The following is a 10,258-nucleotide window of genomic DNA, read 5'->3' as shown; positions in this document are numbered from 1 at the left end:
ATTCAAGCCAGTTATACAATAACAGGCGATGTTAACCTCGCTATTTTAATCCAATACACGCCAACGGGAATAAGCAACTCCCCTGGTAGTTTTGTCATTTGCGATAACCGAGATGGTGATAACCTGCCGCAACCAGACACGGCCAGATTTATCACAATAAGCGCCATTGGCAGGCCTCATTTAGGAATTGATAGTAACAATGATGGAATTCCTGAAAATGACGTTAACGCAAATATCAATTCTTGCACTGTCTCGCCCTTCTTTTAAGCCATGACAAAAACAGCCGGATTTACCCTAATTGAAGTGTTAATTACCATGGTTGTTTTGGCCGTGGGGTTATTGGGCTTGGCCGGACTTCAGTCAGCAAGCTTGGGGAACAACCAGAAGGCCTATAATCGCAGTCAAGCCACGCAATTGGCTTATGATATGGCGGACAGGATGCGGGCCAATCGTGCGGATGCAGGGCTTTTTGTAGGCAGTGCATACCCTGGCACAGTGCCACCAGCACCAGCCCAGGTAGCTGCCTGTGGAGGTGCGCCTGGGGGTGCGGTGGCTGGCTGTACGCCTGCACAAATGGCACAAAATGATCTTTTTGAATGGAGCCGAGATATTGGTAGTGCGCTGCCTAACAGTGCCGTTGTCCCTACCACGGCAGTAATAGCAGTGGTGCCTCCTGCTCCCCCAATCCCAGCCGGTTTTACTATTACCATCTCCTGGGATGACAACCGCAACGGTGTTATCGATCCCGGTGAAATTTTTCAGATGAGATTTGAATTATGAGTCGCATCTACACGGCTAAATCTCAGCAAGGATTCTCACTGATAGAAATTTTGATAGCCATGCTGATTGGATTATTCTTATTGGGTGGACTATTGCAAATTTTTACGGGTGCCAAGCAGTCGAACAGGATGCAGGAAAACCTGTCCAGATTACAAGAAAATGGCCGCTTTGCGATGAATTTTATTACTCGGGATATTCGTTTGGCGGGTTTTTGGGGCTGCCTGAATCCCAGCGTTCCAGATGTCGATATAGCGGGTGCTGATAACAACGCCGCCAATGGTGACAACATTGACAATGGTACCGATACACTAACCTTGAGAGGAGCATTTTCTCAAGCCCTTGAAGACCCCCCTGGAACACCAGCGGTCTGTGGTACCGCTGTTAACACTGCAGCGGCTTACTACGCAGACCCCAGTTCAACGATCACCTACCGAATCAATAACGGAGTATTGGAAAAGGATGCGGTCGCTTTAATCGAAGGTATTGAAAACATGCAGGTTTTATATGGCGAAGATACCGATAATGATGCAACCGCTAACCGTTATGTGCCGGTTAATAATGTTGCCAATAGGGCCAATGTCGTCAGCATCCGTATCAGCCTTTTGGTCAGGTCGATTGATGACAATTTGACCTCCCAGCGCATAACGGTCCCTCTTTATAATGGCGCCCCTTTCATTCCGGCAGCAGCGACAGACCGACGGATCCGGCGTGTTTTTACTTCGACCATTGCCGTGCGTAACCGGCTACCATGACGCGGACTACCATGATAAACCGACAATCTTCATTGACACAGCAATCCGGCGCTGTCCTGGCTATCGGCCTATTCATGCTGTTATTGTTGACCTTGATTGGCATAACGGGCTCTCAGGTCACCACGTTGGAAGAAAAAATGGCGGGCAACAGCAGGGACCAAAACGTGGCCTTTCAATCGGCAGAAGGGGCATTAAGGGCCGGTGAAGCCGACATAGCCAATCGATGGGATGGGATTCCACCTAATGATGGTATAGGTGATGGATCGATTCAACAATTTTGCGGCGTACCCGCAGCAATACCAGGATTATTTTCCAGTGTTGCCGGTTGCCTGAACCCAGCACCCGCAGATAACACCTTAGCGGTTGCGGCAACATGGACTAACGCCAACTCCATTCTTTATGATGATGGCAGTGGAGTTGCAGTTGCCAACCAGCCGCGTTATTTTATTAATTATATAAGCGCATACAACCCCTTAGCCGCCACTGTCGTTCCCATAAGCTTTATGGTGACCGCCAGAGGTGTTGGCGGACAGGCTGGCACTCAGGTTATTTTGCGCAGTTATTACGGTGGCCCCACGGTTTTTCTACCGTGAAGCCACACAGCGGTACAACAAACATTCCCGTATCTTATCTTATAGCCCGGAGACAATGATGATTAAGCATAACATTAAGTTATATTCATGGATTACCTGTGCTGTGTTGTCATTTTATGCCATAACACACGCCCATGCAGCTCCAGGTACCCTGGCGGATTCGCCCCTGTTTGCATCCACCAATGTTTCCCCTAATGTGTTTTTTGAATTAGATGACTCAGGTTCGATGGACTGGGAAATTCTGACGAAAAACTATTGGCATCCTTGTGCCTATGACCGCGACAATAATGGCAACACGGGGAACGCTGATTGTGGTTTTTTGATAGATGGAATCGACGGTTTATTTAGAACTTGGTCTGGGACTAGCTTTCGGAACTATGCTTATGTCTTCAGCAATATTGATAACCTTTATGGGGTTGGATGTGACGCGAGTTTTCCCAAATTAGAGGCTTGCTCCGCAGCCGTTCAGGCCTATGACTGGCGGGTTCGATCATCTGCCCTTAACATACTTTATTACAATCCTGACATAACCTATTTACCCTGGCTAAGGGGCGATAGCCCAGCGCTGGCAAATGCCAGCTTTACCGCAGCCAGAAGTAACCCTCAAAGTGGTGAGAGTGGCTACACCGCCATAAGGGATCTCACCGGTTTTAGTTTTGAAATATGGACTGACAGTCACGGCTTTAATGCTACGGATGCACGCCCTAGGCGAGGCACCAATATCAATAGGACCGCCGGCAGTAACGGATTTGTAGACTTATGGGATGAACATACCCGATATACAGTCAATGCCAGTGATATGACCGTTGATACTATAACCTATGCGCCTATTGCCATAATAGGAGCGCTTAACCCCTCTGTTGCCTCCAGTACCATCGCAACAGGATTGAATACACGGACGCTTGCTGCAGAGAAACAAAATATCGCTAATTGGTACCAATACCACCGCCGGAGAGCTTTTGTGGCTAAGGCCGCCCTGGCAAAAGTTATTTCTGACAACCCTGACTTCCGTTATGGGCTGAATACGATTAACAACACCATGTTTACAGAATTCCCGACTGTTTCGTCCGGTTTTTCAACCCATAACACGACATTACTGGATGATTTATTTAGCCTTAACTGGCCAGCCTTAGGTACACCGCTCCAGAGAGGGCTGGAGCGGGCAGGTAATTATCTTGATAACACGGATGGCCGGACGGATCCGATCATCCATGAATGCCAGCAAAATTTCACGGTCTTGTTTACGGATGGTTACTGGAATGGATTACCACCAGCCGCTGCCATTGGCGATGCCGATGGCGACGGACACAGCCTTACCCTTGCCGATGTGGCTAGATTTTATTACAACAATGATTTGAGCGCCCTACCCAATAACGTGCCAACCAATCTATTTGACAGCGCCACCTATCAACACATGGTGACTTTTAGCGTTGCGTTTGGTTTATCAGGTTTCTTAACCGATACGGATAACGACGGCTGGCCGGGAACTGCACCGGGCTTGGCAGAAAATGGCAACTGGGGCGATCCGTTCAACAGTAATCCTGAAAAAATTGATGATTTATGGCATGCCGCTTTTAATGCCAAAGGTACTTTTGTTTCTGCATCAACGCCAAAGGCCGTTAGTGACACGTTATCTAATGCACTGTCAGTGATAGGCGACCGCGTAGGCAGCGCCGCAAAGGTATCGTTTAACACCTCCAGCTTGGCTAGCAGCAGCGCAGTCTATCTGGCGCAATTTAATAACAGTAATGCCCGCTGGAGTGGAGATTTATTATCCTTTGCACTTAACCCAGCGAATGGTAATGTTGCAACTGCGCCTAGCTGGTCAGCGGCTGACCTGCTGGATGTTCGCGCTTTGCCGGTGACTAGCCGGGCAATCATCACCTATGACCGAAGTGGTACGGGGACCGGAATCCCTTTCCAATGGGCTAATCTTACACTTGCCCAACAAGCGGATCTAAAAACTGAGCCTAATGCGACTGTCGGAGCTGACGCCAAGGCACAAGCCCGATTAGATTTTATCCGTGGAGACAGAAGCAACGAACAAGGCAAGGGTGGCGCTTACACTTTTAGGTCGCGTAGAAAACTACTCGGTGACATCGTTGATTCTGCCCCTGTATTTGTCGGCAGGCCGGATTCAAGCTGGCCGAATACCGCGCCTTTCCCGACGGCAGCCGGACAAAAGTACAGTGATTTTGCAGCGGCCAATTTTGGCCGGACTGAAATCCTTTATACCGGCGCCAATGATGGGATGTTACATGGTTTTAACGCTTCTGATGGCGCTGAAACTTTAGCCTATATTCCTGGGAACTTGTTTTCTTCAGTTGATGCAACAAGTGGCCTACATTATTTGACCGATCCTGCTTACACGCATCGCTATTATGTCAATATGCCGTCGACCGTGGAAGACGCTTTTTTTAATACAGGTTCCGGCGCTGCATGGCATACGGTGCTTATCGGTGGGGAGCGCGGCGGTGGCAAAGGCATTTTTGCCCTGGATGTGACAAATCCTGCTTCACTGACAGAAGCTAATGCAGCGCAAGTTGCCTTATGGGAGTTCGACAATAGCGATGATCCCGATATGGGCTACTCCTATAGCCAACCGACGATTGCCATGATGCCGAATGGACGTTGGGCGGCTATTTTCGGCAATGGTTATAATAGCGATAGCTCTGGACAAGCCTTTCTGTTTGTTTTGTTTTTAGATGGTGGGTTGGATGGTGTCTGGACTCTCGGTACGGACTATATCAAAATACCGACCGGTGTAGGCTCAATTGTAAGCGGGGATTGTGCGAATGGTTCAAGTGATTGCAATGGACTGTCTTCGCCACAAGTCGCCGATAGTGATAATAATTTTATTGTTGATAGGGTATATGCCGGTGACTTAAAAGGAAATATGTGGGCGTTTGACCTGTCCAACGCTAATCCCAACTTGTGGGCCGTTGCTTACCCTGCAAATCCCCCTGCTTACCCTTCTGGAAGCCCTCTATTTATTGCGGGCAAGCCGATCACCAGTAAACCGTCGCTAATAAGGCATCCCGCTCAACCCACGGGGGCTGCCCCCAATGTTTTAGTCTATTTTGGCACCGGGCAATATTTAGTCACGGGCGATGTTGCCACAACAGATGTACAGGCTTTTTACGGTGTTTGGGATCATGGGGTTTCTTCCATTACTTCGGCCAGCTTGGTAGAGCAAACTTTTCTGCCTGGGCTATTTACAAACAGTGGTGATTCAGGTGGCCCTGCTGTTGATGTCAGCAGCCAATTTAGCGTATTAACCAATAATCCGGTTGACTATAGCACAAAACAGGGCTGGTTTATCCAGCTAACCGAAAACGTAAAGGAACGGGTTATTGTTGATTCTGCCGTGCGTGGCAAGTTATTGTTTTTTAATACCTGGATACCCGATAACACACCCTGTGGCTCGGGTGGTTCGGGGGTTTTAATGTCCGTCAACCCTGTTACTGGCGGTAGGCCGGATACGGCCGGGTTTGACTTGACCGGGAACAACACAATTAATAACGATGATCTGGTCAGCGACGGAAGCGGTGCGAACTTTGCGGCAACCGGCCAGAAATTTAATCTAGGACTTCCTGGGGAATCGGGCTTTATGGATGACTATCAATACACAGGAGGGACTGGAACCGGAACTGTTCACAAACGAAGAGTCGGTGGCGGTGGGAATCCTCCCGGAGGCGGAGGTGGAAGCGGCTTGAATCGGTTTTCATGGCAAGAATTAAGAAATTAAGATAACTTATTAAGTAAAAATGAATAACTGATTTAAAATCTGAATTAGAGAACTTGATTGGCAAATGAAGCAAAAAAGTGCGTCATACCCGCCGGGAAGCGGGTATCCAGTGCCAGGGACGGCAAGCTACTAGCCATCCATGGAACCTGGATTCCGGCAATCCCTGCCGGAATGACGGCTTTTAAAAACAGTTGCACGCTATTACTTACTTGGAGGCTAACATGATGAAACGAATAATGATGTTGACGGCACTTCTTTTTATGGGCGTTAATTTTGCACAAGCTGATGAGGGTGACGCTCGATTAAGCAATGCAATTAACAAATATAAAGCAGAAAAGCAGAAAGGAACGATGAGCCCAACTAAGGAAAATCAAACTGGAAAAGATATTTCTTCAAATTCCGGTGTAAAGATCAAAGAACCTTCCTCAATTACTAGTCCAGGCAACGCTGAACCCAAGCCCCCTGGAGGAGCAAACCTTCCTCCCAGTTAAGGGAACATCTAATAATGCCCTCCCCCTATGGGCATAGGTATCTACACAAGTTATAGAACCGTCATTCCGGCATGGACGACCGCCAAGGATGGCGGAAGTGCGGTAAGCAAGTAGGAACTTGCACCACTTGCCGGAATCCATGACACAGGGATGTGAAAATAGCCACAAAAGGGTTCCATACGGCTAAAAAATGGTTGGTAATATTAGCATTGCCATCCATGGCTTCTGGATCTCGGCGACCTCCATGGATGGAGGAAGTGCGGAAGAGGATATGGAATCCTCGACGCCAATTCCTGCCGAGATGACGCATTGTGTAGATACTTATGCCCTATGGGCGAGGGTGTCGGTGACGGATGTACTGTGTGGTTTTTAATGCCCTTATCCCACAGCCTTCTGAAAGCAAGAAGGAGATTTTGAATTTTTATGGTTACCCTAATATAAATCGAGCTTTTTAGGATCAATAATGAAAACACAAAAAGCTTTTACTTTGATTGAGATCATGATAGTCGTAGCTATCGTGGGTATTTTGGCGGCTATTGCCGTTCCTAGTTATCAGGAAAGCGTGAGGAAATCCCGCAGGTCGGATGCACAAGGTGCTTTGATGGGGTTTGCTAATGGCATGGAGCGGCATTATACGGAGTTTAATAGCTACTGTGATGCGGCTGATGCAAATGCTGCCGCTCCCGTTCCTGGTGTGGTGGTAGCCGGTTGCGTCTCTGCCACTGCGCCTACCCCTGCGGATAGTGGTTCGCCTTTGGCTGCGGTTTCCTCACAAACAAGTCCGGTTGGCGCAGCTGGTGCAGGTGTCTTTTATAACTTGACCATCAACTTGGTAACAGCTAATTCGTATACCTTGCTGGCTACGGCGGTCAATGCACAGGCTAATGATAGATGCGGCAACTTGACGTTGACGAGTACGGGAATCAAGGGTTTTACTGGAGCTGGAATGACTCCGGCTGATTGTTGGTAAACAAATATTTTCATAGCTAGATAGCGTGGGCAGGCTTTTTTGCCCACCTTTTATAGCTATTCGGCTTTTGGTTCGATAAAACTGCCTTCGGACACACCAAAAATATACTCCAGGGGTACATCCGCACAAACCGTTCGTCCTGAGTCTAACGAAGGGCAATCAGAATGAGCATTGTAGGGGCAGGCTTTGTGCCTGCCCAAGCAACCCCGTGGTTATCAGGGCAACCACACAGCGCGGGTTCCATACCCGCCGCTGCACTTCCACCATCCTTGGCGGTCGAAGGGATTGCCCCTACGGTAGCGCGTAGGCATCAAATCTGATTTGTTAAACCGGAAAAAACGCCTTGAGAATTAAGGCCAAGATACCACCAAGCACCAAACCTACCATCCATTTAATAACCAGCAATTCGCGCTCCAGACGATTAATATCTGATTTTGTCGCTAACTGTGATTCCATTGCTTCAGAAAAAGCAGCCACTAATGCTTCCGCTTCCGCCTTAGCTTGTGCTTCAGGAACACCGCCAGCCATGAGTCTTTCAACAAATTTTAAAGTATCAAATGTAATTGTTGCCATAACACGTCCCCATCAAATTCAACATGCCTGAGTTTAACATAGGCATAACAAAGCTGCCTTCGGACACACCAAAAATATACTCCAGGGGTACATCCGCACAAACCGTTCGTCCTGAGTCTAACGAAGGGCAATCAGAATGGGCATTGTAGGGGCAGGCATCAAATCTGATTTATCCTTTTAGGATTAACCAGCCAACTCCTCAGCACTAAAATCATCAACGCTAATCGCTTGCAGCCTTGCCTGCTCTGCCGTGGCAAGTAACTTGGCTTCTTCCTGGTTGATGATGTTTCTTGTCAGTGCATCACTTACCAATACCGATAAATCACCTTTAGCCAAGTGCTTTTGCTTTTGTGCATGCTTGATTTTGGCTTCTACCGGAGCCGCCGCGAGGACTGCTTTAAAAGCGACTTCAATCCTGCCGGTGGCATCATTGGCATTGTTATTGATATATATGCCTTGGGTTAAGCGGTCACGTACGGGTGAATCAGATAGCAACAGCGTAGCAGTTTGATGGACAAGTACATCGTTGGCGGGTTTATTCGGTTTACCAAGCGGGAAAATCAAGCCCTGCAATAAACAAGCGATAGGCCGGAACGGTAGCTTGGTCAGGATGTCGGCTAAGGCTTGTTGGGCGCGGTAAATGCTTTCTTGGCAAGCCCAATGTAACAAGGGAGTATCGTCTTTTTGGCTACCTTGATTTTGATAATGTTTCAGGACGCAGGAACACAGGTAAAGATTAGCCAAGGCATCGGCAAAGCGGCCGGAAAGCCGTTCTTTTCGTTTAAGCGTTCCGCCCAGGGTCAATAAAGCATAATCGGCAAGGAAGGCGAAACCGACGCTGAGCCGCGCAATCTGCCGGTAATATCGCTGGGTTTCCTTGTCCCCTGGTGTTGCCAGAAATCGGGCGTTGGTCAGCCCCAGCCACAAACAAGCGGCTTTGTTGTGGCCCCAAAAGCCGATATGCTGGAAAAATACTTTATCGAATTGTTCCAGGTTTCCCTCCGCTATCGCCGCCATTTCTTTTTGGATGTAAGGATGGCAGCGGATCGCGCCTTGCCCGAAAATCATCATTGTGCGGGTCAGGATGTTAGCGCCTTCGACCGTGATACTGACAGGAATGACCTGATACACCCGCCCCAAATAATTTTTCGGCCCCAGACAGATACCGGAACCGCCTTGTATATCCATGCCATCGTTAACGACGCGGCGCATCCGTTCGGTCAACTCGTATTTGAGGATGGCGGAAATGACGGCAGGTTTTTCGCCTTGGTGTAAAGCCGCATTGGTGACTTGCCGTGCTGCATCGAGGATATAGGTTTCACCCGCCATACGCGCCAGCACTTCTTCAATGCCTTCAAATTCGCCGATAGGGAGATTGAATTGTTTACGGATACGGGCATAAGCGCCGGTGTTTCGGCAGGTGAGTTTTGCCGCGCCCACGCTCAAGGCAGGTAGCGAGATGGCTCTTCCGGTGGTTAGGCATTGCATCAGCATTTTCCAGCCGTTGCCTACCTGGGCGATACCGCCGATAATCCAGTCTATCGGGATAAAGACATCTTTGCCCCAATTAGGGCCGTTCTGGAACGCTGAATCCAAAGGGTAGTGCCGCCGTCCGATGGATATTCCAGGCGTATTCGTGGGGATGAGCGCGACCGTAATCCCGATATTTTCTTTGTCGCCGATCAGGTGATCTGGATCGTAGAGTTTGAAGGCGAGTCCTAAAACGGTGGCGACGGGTCCCAAGGTGATATAGCGCTTTTCCCAGTTAAGGCGTATGCCTAATACCTTATCTTGGCTCTTATGTTTACCGTAGCAGACGATACCCGTATCCGGCATAGCTCCCGCATCACTGCCGGCATGTGGGCCAGTCAATGCGAAGGCAGGAATTTCCTCGCCATAGGCTAAGCGTGGCAAATAATGGTTCTTTTGTTCCTCGGTGCCATAACTCAGCAGCAGTTTCGCGGGCCCCAGTGAGTTAGGGACCATGACGGTGACCGCCGCAGTGCTGCTGCGGCTGGATATTTTCATGACGATTTCCGAGTGAGCGGCATCGGAAAATTCAAGTCCGCCGTATTTTTTGGGGATAATCATGCCGCAGAATTTCTGCTTTTTAATGTAATCCCAGACTTCCTTGGGCAGATCATTGCGGTTGTGGGTGATGTCCCAGTCATTGAGCATTCCGCAAAGCGTTTCAACGGGCCCGTCAAGGTAGGCTTGTTCTTCTTCTGAGAGTTTTGAGGTGGGGAGATTTTGTAAGATGTCCCAGTTTGGATTACCCGAAAACAATTCGGCATCCCACCAGGTGTTACCCGCTTCCAGCGCTTCCCGTTCGGTTTGTGACATGGTGGGTA

General features: G+C 48.8%; 12 protein-coding genes. 8 read left to right on the top strand and 4 right to left on the bottom strand.

Annotated elements, in window-relative coordinates:
• The 5 genes from ACLQ6D_RS14975 to ACLQ6D_RS14955 all read left to right on the top strand — a co-directional run.
• Positions 1–267 (top strand): hypothetical protein (locus ACLQ6D_RS14975; RefSeq protein WP_411728116.1); only part of this gene is annotated, 267 nt, incomplete at its 5' end.
• A 3-nt stretch (positions 268–270) separates the two neighbouring features.
• A complete protein-coding gene (gene pilV / locus ACLQ6D_RS14970) occupies positions 271–780 on the top strand; it encodes a type IV pilus modification protein PilV (protein ID WP_411728115.1) in 510 nt (169 codons plus the stop codon).
• Positions 777–1,532 carry a PilW family protein gene (locus ACLQ6D_RS14965; RefSeq protein ID WP_411728114.1) on the top strand — a complete coding sequence of 252 codons (756 nt, stop codon included), beginning with the start codon at positions 777–779 and terminating at the stop codon, positions 1,530–1,532. Before pilV ends, ACLQ6D_RS14965 begins: the two co-directional genes overlap by 4 nt.
• An 11-nt stretch (positions 1,533–1,543) precedes the next feature.
• Positions 1,544–2,125: a PilX N-terminal domain-containing pilus assembly protein gene (locus tag ACLQ6D_RS14960; RefSeq protein WP_411728113.1), complete on the top strand. Its 582-nt coding sequence runs from the start codon at positions 1,544–1,546 to the stop codon at positions 2,123–2,125.
• Positions 2,126–2,183: 58 nt separating this feature from the next.
• Complete coding sequence (locus ACLQ6D_RS14955) at positions 2,184–5,873, top strand: pilus assembly protein (protein ID WP_411728112.1); 3,690 nt, start codon at positions 2,184–2,186, stop codon at positions 5,871–5,873.
• A 44-nt stretch (positions 5,874–5,917) separates the two neighbouring features.
• Here the strand turns inward: ACLQ6D_RS14955 and ACLQ6D_RS14950 are convergent, their stop codons facing one another.
• Positions 5,918–6,070 carry a hypothetical protein gene (locus ACLQ6D_RS14950; RefSeq protein ID WP_411728111.1) on the bottom strand — a complete coding sequence of 51 codons (153 nt, stop codon included), beginning with the start codon at positions 6,068–6,070 and terminating at the stop codon, positions 5,918–5,920.
• Positions 6,071–6,094: 24 nt separating this feature from the next.
• Between ACLQ6D_RS14950 and ACLQ6D_RS14945 the strand changes: the two genes are divergently transcribed.
• Entirely contained in the window at positions 6,095–6,364 is a 270-nt protein-coding gene (locus ACLQ6D_RS14945) for a hypothetical protein (RefSeq protein ID WP_411728110.1), read from the top strand.
• Positions 6,365–6,425: 61 nt separating this feature from the next.
• On the opposite strand, the gene ACLQ6D_RS14940 is transcribed toward ACLQ6D_RS14945, so the two are convergent.
• The gene (locus ACLQ6D_RS14940) at positions 6,426–6,674 is read right to left on the bottom strand and encodes a hypothetical protein (protein ID WP_411728109.1); all 249 of its coding nucleotides are present in this window, start codon (positions 6,672–6,674) and stop codon (positions 6,426–6,428) included.
• A 153-nt stretch (positions 6,675–6,827) separates the two neighbouring features.
• Between ACLQ6D_RS14940 and ACLQ6D_RS14935 the strand changes: the two genes are divergently transcribed.
• Positions 6,828–7,334 (top strand): type IV pilin protein, encoded by a 507-nt coding sequence (locus ACLQ6D_RS14935; protein ID WP_411728108.1) that lies wholly within the window; start codon positions 6,828–6,830, stop codon positions 7,332–7,334.
• 164 nt (positions 7,335–7,498) lie between these two features.
• On the top strand, positions 7,499–7,654 hold the full coding sequence (locus ACLQ6D_RS14930) for a hypothetical protein (protein ID WP_411728107.1): 156 nt from the start codon (positions 7,499–7,501) through the stop codon (positions 7,652–7,654).
• Between the two features lie 4 nt (positions 7,655–7,658).
• Here the strand turns inward: ACLQ6D_RS14930 and ACLQ6D_RS14925 are convergent, their stop codons facing one another.
• Both ACLQ6D_RS14925 and ACLQ6D_RS14920 read right to left on the bottom strand, forming a co-directional pair.
• Complete coding sequence (locus ACLQ6D_RS14925; protein WP_411728106.1) at positions 7,659–7,907, bottom strand: DUF1640 domain-containing protein; 249 nt, start codon at positions 7,905–7,907, stop codon at positions 7,659–7,661.
• A 183-nt stretch (positions 7,908–8,090) separates the two neighbouring features.
• Positions 8,091–10,258 (bottom strand): acyl-CoA dehydrogenase (locus ACLQ6D_RS14920; protein ID WP_411728105.1); only part of this gene is annotated, 2,168 nt, incomplete at its 5' end.

The sequence above is a fragment of the Methyloglobulus sp. genome, assembly GCF_046714055.1.
Lineage (GTDB): Bacteria > Pseudomonadota > Gammaproteobacteria > Methylococcales > Methylomonadaceae > Methyloglobulus.
This window is presented reverse-complemented; position numbering and strand designations above follow the sequence as displayed.

Excerpts from the sequence above, each read along its gene's own strand:
- pilV (WP_411728115.1), top strand. The coding sequence starts at position 271 with ATGACAAAAACAGCCGGATTTACCCTAATTGAAGTGTTAATTACCATG.
- ACLQ6D_RS14965 (WP_411728114.1), top strand. The coding sequence starts at position 777 with ATGAGTCGCATCTACACGGCTAAATCTCAGCAAGGATTCTCACTGATA.
- ACLQ6D_RS14960 (WP_411728113.1), top strand. The coding sequence starts at position 1,544 with ATGATAAACCGACAATCTTCATTGACACAGCAATCCGGCGCTGTCCTG.
- ACLQ6D_RS14955 (WP_411728112.1), top strand. The coding sequence starts at position 2,184 with ATGATTAAGCATAACATTAAGTTATATTCATGGATTACCTGTGCTGTG.
- ACLQ6D_RS14945 (WP_411728110.1), top strand. The coding sequence starts at position 6,095 with ATGATGAAACGAATAATGATGTTGACGGCACTTCTTTTTATGGGCGTT.
- ACLQ6D_RS14940 (WP_411728109.1), bottom strand. The coding sequence starts at position 6,674 with ATGCGTCATCTCGGCAGGAATTGGCGTCGAGGATTCCATATCCTCTTC.
- ACLQ6D_RS14935 (WP_411728108.1), top strand. The coding sequence starts at position 6,828 with ATGAAAACACAAAAAGCTTTTACTTTGATTGAGATCATGATAGTCGTA.
- ACLQ6D_RS14930 (WP_411728107.1), top strand. The coding sequence starts at position 7,499 with ATGAGCATTGTAGGGGCAGGCTTTGTGCCTGCCCAAGCAACCCCGTGG.
- ACLQ6D_RS14925 (WP_411728106.1), bottom strand. The coding sequence starts at position 7,907 with ATGGCAACAATTACATTTGATACTTTAAAATTTGTTGAAAGACTCATG.